The 19,113-nt window shown below is 46.4% G+C and carries 17 protein-coding genes, 1 tRNA gene and 1 pseudogene; 8 read left to right on the top strand and 11 right to left on the bottom strand.

What is annotated here, in order from left to right; genetic code table 11:
- Positions 1-79: 79 nt before the first annotated feature.
- From ACH10T_RS04010 to ACH10T_RS03995, 4 genes are all read right to left on the bottom strand, one after another.
- Entirely contained in the window at positions 80-379 is a 300-nt protein-coding gene (locus ACH10T_RS04010; RefSeq protein WP_394808039.1) for a hypothetical protein, read from the bottom strand.
- Between the two features lie 197 nt (positions 380-576).
- Positions 577-1,533: a hypothetical protein gene (locus ACH10T_RS04005; RefSeq protein WP_394808038.1), complete on the bottom strand. Its 957-nt coding sequence runs from the start codon at positions 1,531-1,533 to the stop codon at positions 577-579.
- Positions 1,534-1,541: 8 nt separating this feature from the next.
- Positions 1,542-2,612, bottom strand: coding sequence for a tyrosine-type recombinase/integrase (locus ACH10T_RS04000; protein ID WP_394808037.1), 1,071 nt, complete (start codon positions 2,610-2,612; stop codon positions 1,542-1,544).
- Positions 2,613-2,938: 326 nt separating this feature from the next.
- A tRNA-Thr gene (locus ACH10T_RS03995) sits at positions 2,939-3,014 on the bottom strand.
- 225 nt (positions 3,015-3,239) lie between these two features.
- Here ACH10T_RS03995 and aroQ point away from each other — a divergent pair.
- The 7 genes from aroQ to ACH10T_RS03960 all read left to right on the top strand — a co-directional run bounded on the left by aroQ (position 3,240) and on the right by ACH10T_RS03960 (position 11,804).
- Complete coding sequence (gene aroQ, locus ACH10T_RS03990) at positions 3,240-3,692, top strand: type II 3-dehydroquinate dehydratase (RefSeq protein WP_394808036.1); 453 nt, start codon at positions 3,240-3,242, stop codon at positions 3,690-3,692.
- A gap of 149 nt (positions 3,693-3,841) precedes the next feature.
- Positions 3,842-4,324, top strand: coding sequence for an acetyl-CoA carboxylase biotin carboxyl carrier protein (gene accB, locus ACH10T_RS03985; protein ID WP_394808035.1), 483 nt, complete (start codon positions 3,842-3,844; stop codon positions 4,322-4,324).
- Positions 4,325-4,349: 25 nt separating this feature from the next.
- Positions 4,350-5,705, top strand: coding sequence for an acetyl-CoA carboxylase biotin carboxylase subunit (gene accC, locus ACH10T_RS03980; protein WP_394808034.1), 1,356 nt, complete (start codon positions 4,350-4,352; stop codon positions 5,703-5,705).
- Positions 5,706-5,761: 56 nt separating this feature from the next.
- Positions 5,762-6,679 (top strand): 50S ribosomal protein L11 methyltransferase, encoded by a 918-nt coding sequence (prmA, locus tag ACH10T_RS03975; protein ID WP_394808033.1) that lies wholly within the window; start codon positions 5,762-5,764, stop codon positions 6,677-6,679.
- A gap of 116 nt (positions 6,680-6,795) precedes the next feature.
- Positions 6,796-7,599 (top strand): zinc-ribbon and DUF3426 domain-containing protein, encoded by an 804-nt coding sequence (locus ACH10T_RS03970; RefSeq protein WP_394808032.1) that lies wholly within the window; start codon positions 6,796-6,798, stop codon positions 7,597-7,599.
- A gap of 175 nt (positions 7,600-7,774) precedes the next feature.
- Positions 7,775-11,485 (top strand): methionine synthase, encoded by a 3,711-nt coding sequence (gene metH / locus ACH10T_RS03965; RefSeq protein ID WP_394808031.1) that lies wholly within the window; start codon positions 7,775-7,777, stop codon positions 11,483-11,485.
- A 133-nt stretch (positions 11,486-11,618) separates the two neighbouring features.
- Positions 11,619-11,804 (top strand): hypothetical protein, encoded by a 186-nt coding sequence (locus tag ACH10T_RS03960; RefSeq protein ID WP_394808030.1) that lies wholly within the window; start codon positions 11,619-11,621, stop codon positions 11,802-11,804.
- A 203-nt stretch (positions 11,805-12,007) separates the two neighbouring features.
- Here ACH10T_RS03960 and holA read toward each other — a convergent pair whose 3' ends face one another.
- From holA to ACH10T_RS03935, 5 genes are all read right to left on the bottom strand, one after another.
- Complete coding sequence (holA, locus tag ACH10T_RS03955) at positions 12,008-13,060, bottom strand: DNA polymerase III subunit delta (protein ID WP_394808029.1); 1,053 nt, start codon at positions 13,058-13,060, stop codon at positions 12,008-12,010.
- 7 nt (positions 13,061-13,067) lie between these two features.
- Positions 13,068-13,568 (bottom strand): LPS assembly lipoprotein LptE, encoded by a 501-nt coding sequence (lptE, locus tag ACH10T_RS03950; protein WP_394808028.1) that lies wholly within the window; start codon positions 13,566-13,568, stop codon positions 13,068-13,070.
- 17 nt (positions 13,569-13,585) lie between these two features.
- Positions 13,586-16,285 carry a leucine--tRNA ligase gene (gene leuS, locus ACH10T_RS03945; protein ID WP_394808027.1) on the bottom strand — a complete coding sequence of 900 codons (2,700 nt, stop codon included), beginning with the start codon at positions 16,283-16,285 and terminating at the stop codon, positions 13,586-13,588.
- 64 nt (positions 16,286-16,349) lie between these two features.
- On the bottom strand, positions 16,350-16,586 hold the full coding sequence (locus ACH10T_RS03940; protein ID WP_394808026.1) for a DUF3622 domain-containing protein: 237 nt from the start codon (positions 16,584-16,586) through the stop codon (positions 16,350-16,352).
- Between the two features lie 320 nt (positions 16,587-16,906).
- Positions 16,907-17,113, bottom strand: a complete 207-nt coding sequence (locus ACH10T_RS03935) for a dodecin (protein ID WP_394808025.1) — start codon at positions 17,111-17,113, stop codon at positions 16,907-16,909.
- 180 nt (positions 17,114-17,293) lie between these two features.
- Between ACH10T_RS03935 and ACH10T_RS03930 the strand changes: the two genes are divergently transcribed.
- Entirely contained in the window at positions 17,294-18,079 is a 786-nt protein-coding gene (locus ACH10T_RS03930; RefSeq protein WP_394808024.1) for a M48 family metallopeptidase, read from the top strand.
- 4 nt (positions 18,080-18,083) lie between these two features.
- Here the strand turns inward: ACH10T_RS03930 and ACH10T_RS03925 are convergent, their stop codons facing one another.
- Together ACH10T_RS03925 and ACH10T_RS03920 are read right to left on the bottom strand one after the other, a co-directional pair.
- Positions 18,084-18,470, bottom strand: a complete 387-nt coding sequence (locus ACH10T_RS03925; protein WP_394808023.1) for a VOC family protein — start codon at positions 18,468-18,470, stop codon at positions 18,084-18,086.
- 158 nt (positions 18,471-18,628) lie between these two features.
- Positions 18,629-18,835 (bottom strand): annotated as a pseudogene (locus ACH10T_RS03920) (IS5/IS1182 family transposase); the annotation flags it as partial.
- Between the last annotated feature and the right edge of the window lie 278 nt (positions 18,836-19,113).

The raw sequence follows: 19,113 nt of genomic DNA, 5'->3' as shown, positions 1-19,113 counted from the left end.
GCATTCCTTTTACAACCAGCATGTAGCCTCACCATTTTTTCGATGTCAACAGTCTACACGAAGGTATCGATGATCTCGCTTAATGCGACAGAACCCATTTTGTACCTCCTTGCTGCTCATCAATCCACTGGAAAAATTTGGCTTCATCAATAAGCAATTTTCTGCCTATTCTTACCAAGGCAATATTCAAGCCATTACCTTGAATTGTGCCTCTCGAAGTCTTGCGGCTTTCAGCTAAAAAAATTAGATTGCGGATAGCGCCTTGTGTAAATGCCGCATGCTTGTCGCTAAATTGGCGAACAGTCAACAGTGTTCGGGGTTGTATAGGTAAATCTGGATAAGCTGATTGAATCGCTTGTGTAACAGTAGTATTTTCCATTGCGGTTGCCTTTAATAATCTGTTCGGTTCGGTGCGGTATTGCACCGTTTTCCTCATGATATTAAATCAAGGCAAAAATTTGCCGCATAGCAAAGCGGAGGAGCTTTGAAACCACTGCCGTTATTGGGTTTGATGAATTTCTTGATTCGGAAAAATTAAGGAAAAAAAGAATTTCCGGATTTGCTCATTTTTCCTGCTTACTTGTTTGGCCTATTCCATGTATTTAAGGCGTGTCGCTTTATATATTCGCCGTTTAATCTCTTCCCTTTGACGGTTTGTATACCATCCTTCTCGAATTCTTTAGCTATCAAGTTTGCAATTGCCGATTTGGAAGGATCGCAACTTATAGCCTTTTGTTTTTTATAAATTTCATCTGCTTTGAGTAAAGCAATTCCTTTCCAAGGGTCATCTTGTGTTTTTGATTGTTTCGATACTGGTACATCTCCAACTTCTGCTGATGGTGCTTCAGTCTCCAAAGAATTATGATTCTTGTTATTTGCTTCAAATCTTGTTAAAAACTCACACAATAGGCCTTTTGATTTTCCCCACTCTAACCATCGTTCTGGTGTATCAATAAAATCCTTTTGACCTGCTTGTATGACTTCTTTGCCGATAGAACCTATGGGAATACTTCTTTCAAGCATTGCATAATCATTAGGAAAATGAGTTCTTACTTCATCAAATCCTTCAAAAGACCCAGGGGGTTTATAGCCATGGATTAGAAAAATTGCCTCATAGTATGCCCAGCTATCTTGCTTCATATACCATACTAACGATTCTTCACTTATTTCCTCTAACTGCTGCGCCGTGTGAACATGAATACTTTTTTTCTTGGCCTCAAAAGCTAAAGCATGAAATTTCGTTGGAACTGGTATGCCCTTTCCTTCTGCCCAGCATACCCAATCCCAAGGTGAGTTATACTCCTTTTCCTCTTTAGCCAGAATATCGGATTTAACCTGAGTAATAGCTTTATTAATTTCAATTTTCTTTTCATCAGATAAATAGTATTTACTTTCTATTGACTCGTTATTACATATATTTGGATCTACTCCGCAAACCAGCCAACATGCATCTTTGAATGATATTAATTGCAGATTTGCCCAATATGCCCAGTCTATTGACTCGCTATTCCATATAAGTTTTTTGCGATTCATAACAATTTCTATCCAAAGATTTTATTATTCATAGAAGCCACTACGCGGGCAGTATGTCCTTCGCTTAGGTGGGCGTATCGCTTCACCATCTGCAAGGTTTTATGTCCCAGCACTTCGGCAATTTCAGCTAGGCTTGCGCCATTCATTGCAAGATATGATGCAGCACTATGACGTAAATCATGGAATTTGAAATCTTGAAGTTCTGCTTTTTTTATGGCTGTTTCCCATGGGGAGCGTAAATCCATAGGTTTTTGTGGTTTTTGTGGTGCGTTTTCCTTAGATGGAAAAAGTAAATTGCTATCAATCCGGCGTACTTTTGAAAGTTCTTTTATTAGCTCTAAAGCATGGCCAGTAATAGCCACGGCGCGGCGTTCGCCGTTTTTAGTTTCATGTAGTATTGCACGGCCTTGGTTTAAATCAATCACGTCCCAAGTTAACCCCATGATTTCGCCTTGACGCATTCCGGTTGACAATGCCAGCACTACGACAACATAAAGATAAGGGTTGCTGGATTCTTTACAGATTTTTAATAAGCGTATGCGTTCATCATCAGAAAGGAAACGCACCCGCCCGCGTGATTCTTTTGGCTTGGTTACTTTGCGCATCAAGCTATCTTCTAACCAACCCCATTCTTTTACAGCGATAGTGAAAGCATGAGATAGTGCGGCTATATATCGCACTACGCTTGCAGGTGAACGCGGTTTATTGCGTACAGTGATTTCACGGCCTAGTTTATCTCTGCATTCTGCTAATAGTGAAGGTGTTACATCAGCAAGGGCGTAGCTTCCTATTTCAGATTTCCACCATGTTAATTGTTGCGCTTGATCTTTTGCACTCTTTTTGGCCGGTAGCACATCCTGGCAATAGCGGTCTATCAATTCAGTCAGAGTATGCCGTTTAGCTTCTGTGGTTTTGAAGTGGCGGCCCTCACGAATTGCCGATTCTGTCTGCTGTGACCATTTCTTTGCATCAGTCAGGCGTTCAAATGTTGCTGATTGCCCGGGGTGGCCTTTTAATCTTATTTTTACCCGATAGCTGGTTTTTCCATCATTAGAAATACGCTTTTCGATATTTGCCATAATTGCTTTCCTTCAAGTGATAAACACTAGAAAAGATGCTACAACAAAGGGCAATAAATAGCAACTTATGATTAACATTCATAAGTATTTATAATTGATTAATAATAATAACAGTATGTTATTAACTAGCAAGTGAATCAAGGGGCATTCATGGGGCAGTTGAGAATAAAATATGGAACTTTTGTGGTTTTTGTGGCGGGATTTTATGGGTAGAAAAAGGTGAAAATTAGATGAAGATTTGTTGCAGTTTGTTTTTATTGAGTGCCCCGCCAGTGCCCTTTGGGGTAGAAGTTATTTTACGTAATGTATTTAACTATATGAATTAATGGTGCTGTTGCGCAGAATCGAACTGCGGACCTACTGATTACGAATCAGTTGCTCTACCAACTGAGCTACAACAGCCCGGCTTGAACCAAGCGGGCTATTATAGATGCTTGGGCAATTGCGGGCAAATTATAAAGAACCGGATTCGATTGTTTGCGGTTTGGTTATGATTTTTTTGCGAGCTGATGCCGATTCTGTTTTTTTGAACGATCAGATTCAATATTTTTTCAACAACTTTCGCTTAAGTTCGGCGAAATTCTTTAAAAACTGTACATTTTTAGCGTAAGAGTCCATAATTATCAAATGGATTCGAAAAATGTAAAAGCAAGAAATATCTTGATTATTCATGGACCCAATTTGAATCTGCTGGGTGTTCGTGAACCGGAGATTTATGGTGGCACGACGTTGCAAGATATTAACAGAAATTTAAGCAGATTAACTGAAAGTACAGGTGTTAAACTGGATTTCTTTCAGAGTAATGCTGAGTCGGCTCTGATAGATAGAGTTCAGCAAACGGTGAATGATGGAACAGATTTCATAATCATCAATCCGGCTGCATACACGCATACCAGTATTGCTTTGCGTGATGCGTTTGCTGCTGTCAAACTGCCTTTTATAGAAGTGCATCTTTCAAATATCTATTCCCGTGAATCTTTTCGTCAGAAATCCTATTTTTCCGATTTGGCGATAGGTATTATTAGTGGTTTGGGGGCTAAAGGATATGAATTGGCACTGGAATATGCAATGACATCTTAAGTTAACCGGATGTTGAATATGAACTATCGATAAATCCGAATTTAAACTGCAGTTCTTTTCGCAACACAGCTGTAATCTTGCTCATTTTACACTAATATTTTTGTTCTCAAAACTACCTTAAAACGAGGCTTTGTCTCGGGAGATTGGATATGGATTTAAGAAAGCTTAAGAAGCTCATTGAACTGGTTGAAGAATCAAGTATTGCGGAATTAGAAATTACGGAAGGCGAAGAAAAAGTTCGCATCAGTAAATCTGGTTCCGGGGTGCAAAATTATGCGTTTATGCCGCCTGGCATGCAGCCGATGATGTCCCCTGTTCAGCAGCAAGCACCAACGCCTGGATCAGAAGCAGTAAATACCAATGGATCTTCAGCTGCTGATAAGAATGCAATACCGGATGGCCATATTGTTAAATCTCCCATGGTGGGAACATTCTATCGAGCTGCATCGCCGGGTGCGAGTGCATTCGTCGAAGTCGGGCATAGAGTTAAAGCAGGCGATACATTGTGCATTATTGAAGCAATGAAGCTGTTGAACGAGATTGAAGCCGATAAAGATGGGGTCATCAAAGCGATCTTGCTAGAGAATGGTCAGCCTGTTGAATATGGCGAACCCTTATTCGTAATTCAATGATTATCTGAATAGAGATCAGATAACTATGTTTGAGAAAATTCTTATAGCAAATCGTGGCGAAATTGCCCTGCGGATCCAGCGCGCTTGTCGTGCGATGGGTATCAAAACCGTTGCAGTGCATTCTGAAGCCGACGCGGAAGCAAAATACGTCAAGCTGGCCGATGAATCGGTCTGTATTGGCCCGGCACCTGTGGCGCAGAGCTATCTGAACGTGCCGGCGATTATCAGTGCTGCAGAAGTGACCGACGCGGAAGCCATCCACCCCGGTTATGGATTTCTGTCAGAAAATGCGGATTTTGCCGAACGGGTGGAGAAAAGCGGGTTTGTGTTTATCGGTCCGCGGCCGGAAACAATTCGGCTGATGGGCGATAAAGTCAGCGCGAAGAATGCCATGAAAAAAGCCGGCGTGCCCTGTGTGCCGGGATCCGATGGTGCACTACCTGAAAATATCGATGAGGTTAAAAAGATTGCGCGGGAGATCGGCTATCCGATCATCATTAAAGCTGCCGGCGGCGGCGGCGGCCGCGGAATGCGGGTTGTACACACCGAAGCGGCGTTATCCAATGCCGTTATTATGACGCGTAACGAAGCGCAATCAGCGTTTGGGAATCCGGTTGTTTATGCAGAAAAGTATCTGGAGAATCCGCGCCATATCGAATTCCAATTATTGGTAGATGAACATGGCAATGCCGTTCACTTGGGCGAAAGAGATTGTTCCATGCAGCGCCGCCACCAAAAAATTCTCGAAGAAGCGCCAGCGCCCGGCATATCGGAAAAATTGCGTAATAAAATGGGGGAGCGTTGTGCCGATGCGTGCCGCCGTATTAAATATCGCGGTGTGGGCACATTTGAGTTTCTGTTTGAGAACAATGAATTTTACTTCATTGAAATGAACACGCGTTTGCAAGTGGAACATCCCGTGACGGAGGCGATTACCGGTATTGATCTGGTACGGGCGCAAATTAATGTGGCAGCCGGTCTGGTGTTGCCGATTAGTCAAAAGGATGTCGTCATCAAGGGGCATGCGATAGAGTGCCGTATCAACGCGGAAGATGCTTACAAACTGACACCTTCTGCCGGACGTATTACGCAATATCACGCGCCGGGCGGACCGGGTGTGCGGGTTGATTCACATGTTTACCATAATTATATGGTGCCGCCGCATTATGATTCCATGATCGGCAAGATCATTACTTATGGGGATACGCGTGAACAAGCGATTGCGCGCATGCGGATTGCTCTGTCCGAAATGGTGGTTACCGGCATTAAAACCAATATCCCATTGCATCTGGATCTGTTGACCGATGCATCCTTCCTGCGCGGCGGTGTCGCGATTCATTATCTGGAGCAGAAACTTGCCCTGCATAATAAGAAGGATTAATAGGCAAACGATCATTTTCATTCCATTTTACTGTCAGCAGACTCGATAAGAAGCATATGTCCTGGGTTACGCTGATTATCCGAGCTGATGCGGCGCATGCCGAATTACTGAGTGATGCCTTGATGGAACAGTGCGCGCTGTCAGTGGATATTCATGATGCAGCCGCCGATACGCAAGATGAACAATTGCTGTTCGGAGAACCCGGCGAACCGAGCGGAGTGATCTGGCAGAATGCAGAAGTTTCTGCATTGTTTAATCAAGGCGCGGATTTTGACGAAATTATGCGTACTGTCACGCAGCTCTTGCAACTGGATAGTCAACCCAATTATCGTTTGGAGCGCGTCGAAGAACAGGATTGGGTGCGCTTGACGCAATCACAATTTGATCCGATTCAAATATCGCCGCGTTTATGGATTGTTCCAACCTGGCATCAATCGCCCGATCCGGCGGCGATCAATCTGATACTCGATCCCGGCCTGGCTTTTGGCACCGGCAGTCATCCGACGACGCAACTGTGCCTGGGCTGGCTGGACCAGAATCTGCAACCCGGAGACAGCGTGATTGATTATGGCTGCGGTTCTGGAATATTGGCGATTGCGGCGATAAAGCTCGGCGCAGATCACGTAACCGGCATTGATATTGACTCCCAAGCGATTACGGCCAGTCAAGACAATGCACTGCGCAATGACTGCGATTCCGAGAAATTTGTTTTTGCAACAACGCATAGAGCCGCCGAGCAGGATTTACAGCCCAACGAACAAGTGGATGTTGTGGTTGCAAATATTCTGGCGAATCCTTTGATCATACTGGCGCCCATCCTTGAGCAAGCAACCCGGAAAGGTGGTCATATTGTGTTGTCCGGCATTCTGCAAGAGCAAGCCGTGGACGTCAGAGGCGTTTATCAGCAATGGTTTGATATGTGTATTGCCAATGCGCAGGAAGGTTGGGTACTGTTAACCGGAATCAAAAGGTGAAATAATCATTGCTTCCTGGGGCTTGCCGGGATTTTAAGTTGGTACCGAAGCAATTAAATTCCTATCCAATTATCCGGTTATTGGCATTTAATCCGATCCATCTCAGGGAGTAGCGAATGGCGCTGGTAACACTCTGTCCTGGTTGTGGCACGACCTTTCGTGTGAATTCCGCGCAATTGCAGGCCTATGGCGGTGAAGTGCGTTGTGGGCATTGTCAGCGGATATTCAATGGGTTTGCAACGTTGAGTACCGTCAATGAATCTACCATTGAATCCCCAGCCCAGTTTCAATCGCGACCAATCAGCGAACCGCAAGCAGTCACAGAAGATCTGGCAGTAATCACGAATTCACGCAGTGCAATGGATCTGCCGGTTGCTCCAGACCGGAATCCGGAAACAATTGAAGCGTCGGATAATCCCTTTGATGAAGACAAACCAGCCGAAAAATCGTGGAGTTGGGGGCTGGCGAATGTTCTTCTGTTGCTGTTGTTGATCGGCCAGATCGCGTATGCCTATCGTACCGAACTGACGATCATCGCACCGGAAATCAGACCTTATCTGGAACGCTATTTTGCGTTCATTGCCTGCACGGTACCCTATCCGCAAGATATCCAACAACTGGGTATCGAATCATCGGATTTGCAAAAGAATCTGACGCGGCAACCGGAAGTCACCACCATGCGAGCGATCATCAGCAATCACGCCCTTTTCCCGCAAGCATTTCCGGTACTGCAACTCTTATTGCTGGATGTCCATGATCAAATCATCACCAGCCGTATTTTTACCGCCCAAGATTACTTGCTGGATCAAGACAAATCGCTACAATTTATAGAGCCCCGGCGTGAGATTGAGATCCGGCTGGATTTTGATAGCAGCCAATTGAATGCACTGGGCTACCGTTTGCAATTGCTTTATCTGTAATCAATTTCATCGGTCGAGACAAAACACGATTGAACGGAATGTATAAAGAGAGCTGGATGGAAAAGCTAGAATAAGTGAGTGGCCATCCAACTTTTGCCACTAACAACCTGCGCGATAGATCGAAACACCTCAGGTATAATGTCTCATCCATCTTTTTTACAGCGTGAACCAATCCATGACTAGAGAATCCAGCACCGCCTTATTGGAAAGTTTGTTTGCCCAGCGCATCCTGATTTTGGATGGCGCGATGGGTACGATGATTCAGACATTCAAACTGACCGAGGCGGATTTTCGTGGTCAACGTTTTGCCGATTTTCCGCATGATCTGCGAGGAAATAATGATTTATTGACGCTCACACAGCCGGAGATTATCCGTTCGATCCATACGGGTTATCTGGAGGCGGGCGCGGATATCCTTGAGACCAATACCTTCAATTCCAATGCGGCTTCGATGGCGGATTACCACATGCAGGATCTGGTGTATGAATTGAATTGCTCTGCCGCAAAACTGGCGCGCGAAGCTGCGCAAAGTTTCGAAGTGAAAACACCGCAAAAGCCGCGTTTTGTTGCCGGTGTGATCGGGCCGACAACCAAAACAGCCTCCATTTCTCCGGATGTCAATGATCCGGGTTTTCGCGGGATTACATATGATCAACTTGTCGTAGACTACACCGAGTCGATTCGCGGGCTGGTGGATGGCGGGGTGGATATTCTGCTGGTTGAAACCATCTTCGATTCGCTCAATGCCAAAGCGGCGCTGTTTGCTATTGACCAATTCTTCGAAGACCATGGCATCCGGCTGCCGATCATGATTTCAGTCACCATTACCGACGCTTCCGGACGCACACTTTCTGGACAAACGCCGGAAGCATTCTGGAATTCGGTCAGCCATACGCGGCCGATATCGGTCGGTATAAATTGTGCGTTGGGCGCCGAGCTCATGCGCCCGTATATCGAAGAACTGGCCGGTGTGGCGGATGTTTATACCAGTGTGCATCCCAATGCCGGTTTACCCAATCCGTTATCCGACACGGGCTATGATGAATCGCCCGAATATACTGCGAATCAAATTAAAGGCTTCGCGCAATCCGGTTTTGTGAATATTGTGGGTGGCTGCTGCGGGACAACGCCGGCACATATTAAAGCCATCGCACAAGCAGTCAGCGATATCGCGCCGCGTAAGATACCCGAAATTCCCAAGAAACTGCGTTTGTCCGGTTTAGAACCATTGAATATTGGGGATGATTCACTGTTTGTGAATGTTGGTGAACGCACTAATGTTACCGGATCCAGAGCCTTTGCCCGTTTGATACTCAACGATGATTATGCCGAAGCGTTGAACGTAGCGCGTAGCCAGGTTGAGAGTGGTGCACAGATCATCGATATCAATATGGATGAAGCCATGTTGGATTCGAAAAAAGCCATGGTGACATTCCTGAATCTGGTCGCCGCCGAGCCGGATATCTGCAAAGTACCGATTATGCTGGATTCCAGTAAATGGACCGTGATTGAGGCAGGTTTGAAATGCGTGCAAGGTAAATCCGTCATCAACTCGATCAGCATGAAAGAGGGCGAAGAAGAATTCATCAAGCATGCCAGATTGGCTCGCCGCTATGGCGCGGCGGTGATCGTGATGGCATTTGATGAGCTAGGTCAGGCCGATACGCTGAAACGCAAAGTGGATATCTGCACGCGCAGTTATCGTTTGCTGGTCGATCAGGTGGGCTTCCCGCCCGAAGACATTATTTTTGATCCGAATATTTTCGCGATCGCGACGGGGATTGAAGAACATAATAACTATGGTGTCGATTTTATCGACGCCACCCGTACCATCAAAAAAGCCCTACCGTATGCCAAAGTGAGCGGCGGGGTATCCAATGTTTCGTTTTCCTTCCGCGGCAACGAGCCCATTCGGGAAGCCATTCATACCGCGTTCTTGTACCACGCGATCAAAGTTGGCATGACGATGGGCATTGTGAACGCCGGTCAACTGGGTGTGTATTCGGATATTCCTGCTGAGCTGCTGGAAAAAGTTGAAGATGTCATTCTGAACCGGCGTCCGGATGCGACCGAACGTCTGGTTGAATTTGCGGAAAATTTCAAAGGTAAGAAAAAAGAACAGGTGGAAGACCTGGCCTGGCGCGATGAACCACTGCAACAACGGCTGACGCATGCGTTGGTCAGGGGCATTGACACATATATTGTGGAAGATACCGAAGCGATGCGGGTGGAGATTGACAACAAAGGCGGCCGTCCGATCCAGGTGATTGAAGGGCCGTTGATGGAAGGCATGAGCGTTGTGGGCGACTTGTTTGGCGCCGGTAAAATGTTTTTGCCGCAAGTGGTTAAGTCGGCGCGGGTGATGAAACAAGCGGTGGCGCATTTACTGCCTTTCATCGAAGCGGAAAAGAAATTATCCGGCGATAACAAGCCCAAAGGAAAAATCGTCATCGCTACCGTCAAGGGTGATGTGCATGATATCGGTAAGAACATTGTGACCGTGGTTTTGCAATGTAACAACTACGAAGTGATCAACATGGGCGTGATGGTGCCGAGCGCGCAGATTCTGGATATGGCGCGGCGTGAAAAGGCCGATATTATCGGCCTGTCGGGATTGATTACGCCTTCCCTGGAAGAAATGGCGCATGTTGCCAAGGAAATGCAGCGTGAGGGATTCACGATTCCACTATTGATCGGCGGCGCTACCACTTCCCGGGTGCATACCGCAGTCAAAATTGCGCCGCATTATGAAGGTGCAACCGTATGGGTGCCGGATGCCAGCCGTGCAGTGGGTGTGTGTAGTAATCTGCTGTCACGGGATTTACTGGCGGGTTATGTGCAGGAAATCAAGGAAGAATACGAGAAAGTGCGCATCCAGCACAAGAACAAGAAAGGGACGGCGAAGCTACTGACACTGGCTGAAGCGCGCGCCAATGCGTATCAAACCGATTGGACGAATTACCAGCCGTATCAGCCCGAGCTGATTGGTGTCCGTACGTTGAATAATTACCCGTTGGACAAGATTGTTCCGTATATCGATTGGACACCTTTCTTTCAAGCCTGGGAACTCGCCGGGCGTTATCCAGCCATCCTGCAGGATGAAGTTGTCGGAGAAACGGCCAGCCAGCTATTTCGCGATGCGCAGACGATGTTGAAGAAAATCGTTGAGCAAAAATGGCTGAGTGCCAACGCGGTGATCGGTTTGTTCCCGGCCAATTCCGTCGGCGATGATATCGAAATTTATACCGATCAAACGCGCAGTAAGCTGGCCATGACTTATCATTGTTTGCGCCAGCAAGACCAGAAGCCGACCGGGAAACCCAACCGCTGCCTGTCTGACTTTATCGCACCGAAGGAAACCGGCATCAAGGACACCATTGGTTTATTCGCCGTCGGCGCTGGGTTTGGCATAGATGAGCGTGTCAAAGCCTTTGAAGATGCTAACGATGATTACAGTGCGATTGTACTTAAAGCATTGGCGGATCGTCTGGCAGAAGCCTTTGCCGAGCACATGCATTCACGCGTGCGCCGCGAGTTCTGGGGTTATGCCAAGGATGAAACCTTAACCAACGAGCAACTGATTAATGAAGAATACAAAGGCATTCGTCCCGCACCGGGTTATCCCGCATGCCCGGATCACACCGAAAAAGGCCCGCTGTTTGCAGTGCTGAATGCCTCAGAGAATGCCGGCATCATTATTACGGAGTCCTTTGCTATGGTACCGACCGCGGCGGTGTCTGGATTTTATTTCGCACATCCAGAATCCACCTTCTTTGCTGTCGGTAAAATCGGCAAAGACCAAGTGGAAGACTATGCCAAGCGGAAAGGCTGGACAGTAGAAGAAACAGAGAAATGGCTGGCACCGGTGCTGGCGTATGAGCGTTAAGTTGAAATCGTTATTTTTTGTGTGAGTAATCGTGCAGTAAAAATAAGCATTATGCTTATTCATCTGTCACAATTGTTAGCATTAGAATAATCATTCTAATGAAAAATTCTGATAAATTTTGTTGGAGGCTATAATGAAAGCAAGAATATTACGCTATATGGTGATTCTACTGGTAGTGCCGGTGCTTTCGGGATGCTGGCTACTTGCAGCAGGAGGAGCCGGCGCATACGGCGGCTACAAAGCTAAGGAAGAAGGCTATGGAGTTCAGAATCCTATCACAAAGGACAAAAAGGAAAAGACTGAGGACCAGAAAAAATAGTAGAAAGAGTTTGAGTACATTCTGCTTGCCTCATACGGTTTCTGTTTAGGCGAGCAGGGTTAGGTTTGATCGATTCGATGTGTTGATTCAAATATACGAATAAGTTTGTTTCTAACATGATAGCTCACACACTGAAAATGTGGTTACTTTTACCCATCTGAATTTTATGAACTAAGCTGTAAACAAAAGGAATAGTAGCTAGGTTAACTAGCTATTTTCTCAGAATTCCAATGTTTATGGATGACAAAACGCAAACCCAATTGCAACAACTCATCCCAAATATCCCCTTGCGCTACCCCCTTAATGATCCGGTCTATTTTCGCAGCGTCGCTTAATCCTTGCATCAGCGATTGCAGGCTGATGCGTTTGGCGGCGGTCATTACTGATTTCTGTCGATCTCCCCAGACTCTGGTTGCCTGCAGTAGTTGTGCGGGCGGTTGGCCGTTGTCGAGACCCTTGCGGATGATGATCAACTGGCGGATTTGTTCGGCAAGGGTAGCAAGAATCAGGAGCGGGGCGGTGCCTTCGCTTTGCAATCCGGTCAGGATACGAGTGTAACGGGCAATACTGGCTGAGATCATGGCGTCAGATAATTGATAAACATCGTAGCGTGCCACGTTCAGAACCACCTCTTTTACTTGGTCGAATGTCAGGTTTCCGGCGGGATAGAGCAACGCGAGTTTTTGAATTTCCTGATGTGCGGCGAGCAGATTGCCTTCCACTTGATCCGCAAGAAATTGCAGCGCGGCGGAATCGGTTTTTTGTTGCTGTCTGGCAAGCCGTTGTCCGATCCAGCCGGGTAACTGGTCACGCTCGATGGCGTAAACCGGGATCAGCATGCTGGTGGCTTCAAGCGCTTTGAACCACTTGGTTGCTTGCCCCTGTTTGTCTATCCTGGGAAGTGTAATAAGCGTGAGAGTATCGGGCGGCAGTGCGTTGCAGTAGGCTTCTATGGCTTTACCGCCTTCCTTGCCGGGTTTTCCGGAGGGGATACGGATATCCATAATTTTGCGATCGCCAAACAGAGATAAATTGTTGCCTGCATTCAACAGATCAGACCAATTAAAGTGCTGATCAACGGTGAACAGCTCACGTTCGTTATAACCTTGCTGGCGTGCATGGGTACGGATTAAATCAGCGGCTTCCAGAATCAGCAGCGGTTCATTGCCAAATAATGTGTAGAGCGAAGCCGTTTGTTTTTGCAGGTGCTGAGGAAGCTGTTCGAGTTTTATCCGCATGCCGGCAATTAGCGTCAACGATGGTCTAAGATGGCATTTTAATTGCGGACAAGCGCCAGATGATCTGCTGGATGGCGTCGGCCTGCATGTCTTTTTGCAGCAACTTCTCCTCCGCTTCTTTGGCCAGGATTTGCGCATCTAGGAAAGGAAGGACGCGTGTTATAGCAATTTCAGTGTTGGGGATAATTTCAATACCTTGTTTATCAACAAGACGATACACGACCCGGTAGATCAAATTGAAATCACGCACACGGCCACCACCGGACAACGACAGGATGACCCGTTCATGTACAGCACTGACAACTTCCAGAACGGCTTCTGCTTCCACCGCATTGGTGGTGACTTTGGTTGTGGATGAAGTAGCTACCGCACGTTCTAGATCCAAACCAATGGTATGTCCCTCGGGTGCGGAGACATACATTGATTTGAATGGCAGTGAAGAGATTTGCCCGCGCAACTGGAACCCGCAAGCAGTCAGCAGGAACAATACCACCAGGATAAGAATTTTCTGTTTACTCAGATTCATAATTATTTGCTCTGTTCCTATACAACAATATTGACCAATCTGCCGAGCACGACAATGATCTTTTTGACTGCTTGCCCCTCGATAAATTTCAGCACCTGTTCATTAGTCAAGGCGGCATGCTCGATGGCGTCTTTCCCGGCATCCTTGGCGACATTGATTTCTCCACGTAATTTACCATTGACCTGCACAATCAGCTTGATTTCATCCTGCACCATGGCTGTGTTGTCTGCTTGTGGCCAAGGCTGATCAAAGAGTTCGGTGCCCGGTTTGAGTTCACGCCACAGTTCATGGCAGATATGCGGAACGATCGGAGAGAGCAATAACACAATATTTTCCAGTGCTTCCTGCATCAGGTTACGGCTAGCTGGGTCATTGCCCTGGCTTTTTGCCAAGCCGTTCATCAGTTCCATCACAGCGGCAATGGCGGTATTGAATGTGTGGCGCCGGTCCAAGTCGTCGCTGACTTTGGCGATGGTCTGGTGCAACTGGCAGCGCAGGGATTTGAGTTCCAGCGTCAAGGTTTGATGCAGTGAGAGATCGATCTTGGCCACACCGTGCTGGAGGTGAGTATAAACCTGTTTCCATAGCCGTTTGAGAAAACGGTATGCGCCATCGATGCCGGCGTCAGCCCATTCCAGTGTTTGTGTTGGCGGGCTGGCAAACATCATGAACAAGCGTGAGGTATCGGCGCCGTATTCTTCCACCAGTTTTTGCGGATCAACCCCGTTATTTTTAGATTTCGACATGGTGCCGATCCCGCCCGATTCAACCGGCTGGTTATCGGCTTGCAGGATTGCGCCGCAGCGTTTGCCTTGTTCGTCATACTGGATGTTGACTTCCGTCGGATTAAAATAGGTCATGCGTCCGCTGTCGGATTTGCGGTAAAAAATTTCATTCAGCACCATGCCCTGCGTCAGCAGATTGGTAAACGGTTCATCCAAAGTCATTAAACCCAGATCGCGCATGACTTTGCTCCAGAATCGCGAATACAGCAAATGCAAAATGGCGTGTTCAATACCGCCGATATATTGATCGGCTGGCAGCCAGTAATTGACGCGTTCATCGGTCATTGCCTGATTCTGGCCGGGGCAGGCATAGCGAGCGTAGTACCAGGAGGAGTCGACAAAAGTATCCATGGTATCGGTTTCCCGACGCGCAGTTTTGCCACATTTCGGGCAAGCGCATTCGTAGAAAGACGGTGTTTTTGCCAACGGATTGCCCGAGCCATCGGGCACCAGGTCCTGCGGCAGCACCACCGGCAATTGATTATCCGGCACCGGCACCACGCCGCAATCGGCGCAATGAATCAGCGGAATCGGGCAGCCCCAATAGCGCTGGCGTGAAATGCCCCAATCGCGCAAACGATAGTGCACGCGTTTTTTGCCTAGTCCCTTTATTTCAAGATCAGCAGCAATAGCATCTACTGCATCTTGGAATTCCAAACCATCATATTCTCCAGAATTAATACAGACACCATTTTTCGTATCGTAAAAATGCTTCCATTGTTCAGAAGAAAAGGTGAAATGAGAAAGATTTTTATTAAGCTGAGATATGCCTTTTTCGTTCCATTCACCACTCTCAATGTACTCTTCTGTCACATTATTATATTTTTCTAAATTTTTTATTTGTATAACTTGCTCGATAGGAAGCTCATATTTCTTTGCAAACTCAAAATCACGCTCGTCATGCGCAGGAACCGCCATGACCGCGCCTTCGCCATAACCCATCAATACGTAATTGGCCACCCATACCGGTAATTTTTGATCATTGAGCGGATGAATAACAAAAAAGCCGGTGTCCATGCCTTTCTTTTCCTGGGTTGCCAAATCCGCTTCCTTGGCTGAACCGAGTTTGCATTCTTGAATGAAGGCTCGCAACGATGGATTACTTTTGGCGGCATGCAACGCGATCGGGTGTTCAGCGGCAACGGCGACATACGTTGCGCCTTGCAGCGTATCCGCGCGGGTGGTGAACACTTTCAGATCTTGCGGAGTACCGGATCCGGTATCGGCCGGAAAGGTAATGTCGACGCCGTAGCTTTTGCCGATCCAATTGGCTTGCATGGTTTTAACCCGTTCCGGCCAGCCGCTTAATGTGTCCAGCGCTGCCAGCAATTCATCGGCGTATTGGGTGATTTTCATGTAGTACATCGGGATTTCGCGTTTTTCCACCGGTGCGCCGGTACGCCAGCCGCAACCATCAATTACCTGCTCGTTTGCTAATACCGTTTGATCAACCGGATCCCAATTAACTGTACCAGTGGTTTGATACGCCAATCCTTTTTCCAGCATGCGCAGAAACAGCCATTGGTTCCAGTGGTAATAACTGGAATCACAAGTAGCGATTTCACGCGACCAATCGATACTCAATCCCAGGCTTTTCAGTTGCTTGCGCATATAGGCAATGTTGTCGTACGTCCATTTCGCTGGAGAAACATTGTTTTGCATGGCGGCATTTTCAGCCGGCAGGCCAAACGCATCCCAGCCCATCGGCTGCATGACGTTGTAACCCTGCATGCGGCGGTAACGCGACAATACATCCCCAATCGTGTAATTGCGTACATGCCCCATGTGCAGTTTACCGGATGGATAAGGAAACATCGACAGACAGTAATATTTCGGCTTGCTGGTAATTTCTACCGCTTTGAATGCGGCTGTTTGTTCCCAGTATTGCTGTGCGTTTTTCTCAATTTCCTGGGGATGATATTTTTCTTGCATGGAATTTAATTATTTACTGTAAAACGCTGATTATACCGTGAAGTATTTGGGGGGATTGTGCCTATTATTCGACAGACTTTTGTTCATGCTGTTGGGCGCGTTGCAGGTTTCGTTCATGCACGCTCTGCAAGATTGTTTTCAGCTCATTCTCCCCCCATTCTTGTGCCTCAGATTCAGATGAGAATCCTTTCTGTCGCTTTGAAACAATAGTTCGCTTTGCCGTTACTTTTCTGATAATTTCTGCGGTCCAACCGGTATTTTCTTGCTTGACACGAAATTCGTATTTCTTACCTTTTGCCATTTTTATTTTCCTGAGAATTAATGAGTGATCAGTGTGATGGGTTTGCCGCGATAACATTATGAATGGTATATCGAGCGGAATAGGACGAATTTGTGTATTGTACGCTGGAAATTAGTGGCGTGTTGGAACGGATATTTTTATGCGGTCTTAATTATTTATATTTTTATCAACAGGTTGTGGATAAACTGCTATTAGTAAAACCGAGAGATCCTACCGCAGATTTTGCCTCAGGATCTACGGCTATTTGCTTAACCAAGTATTACCAGATCGCTGTGGTATATATTATTATGCTGTGTCACAGCTATCATAGATTAAATAGGCTAATCCAGCCGAAAACCGATTTTTAGTTTTACCTGATAGTGTGCAACTTTGGCATCAACGATATGTCCGCGGGTTTCTACCACTTCGAACCAATCCAGGTTACGCAGTGTTTCACCAGATTTGGCAATGGCTTGCTGAATGGCATCTTCAATGCTTTTGGCTGAAGAACCAACGATCTCGATAACTTTATAAACGCGATCGCCCATTTTGAAATTCCTCTTTATATTGTTGAAGAAAGCGTTATATCATACTTTAAGCCAATAGAAATACCAGAATATTTATGCGGCAATAGCAGAATAAGTGGTTACTATTCTATTGATTCAAATAAATATCATAGAATGATGAAACAAACTTAATGATCCATTTTAAGGAAGATACTTACTATTATGAAACTCAGAATGATATTGGTTCTATTGATTATTATATCTCTTGCTGCCTGTGCAACTACGCCAACGGGAAGAAGCCAACTAGCTTTTATGCCCGATAGTGAAGTGGATGCGATGGGATTGCAAGCTTTTTCAGATTTGAAGAATGAAAAGGTAATCAGTCAGAATGCACAGGAAGACCAGTTTGTACGCTGTATTACAAATGCGATTACACGTGAAGTCGGCGGTAATTGGGAAGTGGTTGTTTTTAAGGATAACACACTGAATGCTTTTGCTTTGCCGGGTAACAAAATTGGCGTGCATACCGGATTGGTTGAGCTGGTGGATAATCAGGATCAATTGGCTGCTGTGATTGGCCATGAAATCGGCCATGTGTTGGCCAAGCACAGTAATGAGCGGATGTCTCAAAAAATGGGCGCGCAAATTGGTATTTCATTGATCGCAGCGGTGGCGGCGCCACGGACGCCCATGGGGCAGAGTGCACTGGGTTTGCTCGGTGTCGGCGCACAGTATGGGTTGATCATGCCGTTTAGCCGCTTGCATGAGAGTGAGGCGGATACTATTGGTGTTGAATTAATGGCGAAAGCTGGATTCAATCCTTCTGAGAGTGTCACGCTATGGCAGAAAATGGCTCGGGCCAGTCAAGGTCGGCAGCCTGTGGAATTCTTGTCAACTCACCCATCTTCTGAAACGCGTATCGATGATTTGCGGGATCTTTTGCCTAAAGCCATGACGCTGATGCAGCAGGCCCGCGCCGCCGGAAAGACTCCGAATTGTGTGAAATAAACATTTATTCTTTGGGTTCCGGCTCGTTTGCCGGAAAATCCAGTTCCACTTTTGCACCGTCTGGATCATGAAAGAATAGTTGCCAGCTTTCCAGTCCTTTCAAGCGGTGCAATTCATAGTGAATGCTATTTTGCTTTAAAGTATCGATTACAGCTTGCAGATTAGTTGCAGTAAAAGCCATGTGATCAATCACACCGGCTGCATTGGTCGGTAATGGTTTTCCCGTCATAATGTGTAAGATTGCTTGATTTTTGGCATAAAGCCATGCGCCTGGAAAAGCAAAGGGCGGGCGATAACCTTCTGTAAGGCCAAGAATATTGGTATAAAAATTCTTGCTTCTTTCCAAATTACTGCTCAGCACGGTGAAGTGATTCATGCTTTCGATTGTCATTTTATTTATCTCGCGTTTAAAACATAATTTTATAGCATGGATTTGCAGGATGATCTATTTGTTGGCCCTAAAAAAATACATCAATCGCTATTTTTGATCAGCAGTTTCAAAAGGCTGCGTGTTATAAAGACAGAATCAAGTAATTTGCTCTTCTTCCATCAAAGAATTGGCGAAGCCTGCAGTTTTCGCCACGGGAAGAAGAACCAAAAAATGGCCAATAGCCATTGTTTTAGATTCCAAGCGGCAGCAGCCATAGCCAGCAACAGATTGATGCGATCACCGATGGCGCCTTTCAGGTAATTTCTGGCCATTCGGTAATCCGATTTCAGGTGGCCGATAATGGGTTCAATCGCCGCGCGCCTTCTGCATTGTTTCCGCTTCTTGTCTCTTTGGTAGCGTGTATCTCGTTTTAATGCTCTTCCAGGTAGAGCGATTTGCGTTCCATTGACTTCAACGTTTGCCACGGTAGCCGCGATCGCATACGGCTTACTTGGCTGCTTTTCCGCGCGAAATCTCAACATGATGCAATATCTCTGGTAATGATGTCGGTTGTCAAACGTGGAGTCCAACGGGTTAGGCGGCAAGCAGATTTTCATAATATCGCCGTGTGAAAGCAGCGGGTGACAGGTAGCCAAGACGTTCC

It is taken from the genome of Nitrosomonas sp., assembly GCF_043753625.1.
In the GTDB taxonomy this organism is placed as follows: Bacteria; Pseudomonadota; Gammaproteobacteria; order Burkholderiales; family Nitrosomonadaceae; genus Nitrosomonas.
The sequence above is the reverse complement of the archived record's forward strand: the minus strand, read 5'-3'. Positions and strand labels throughout refer to the sequence as shown.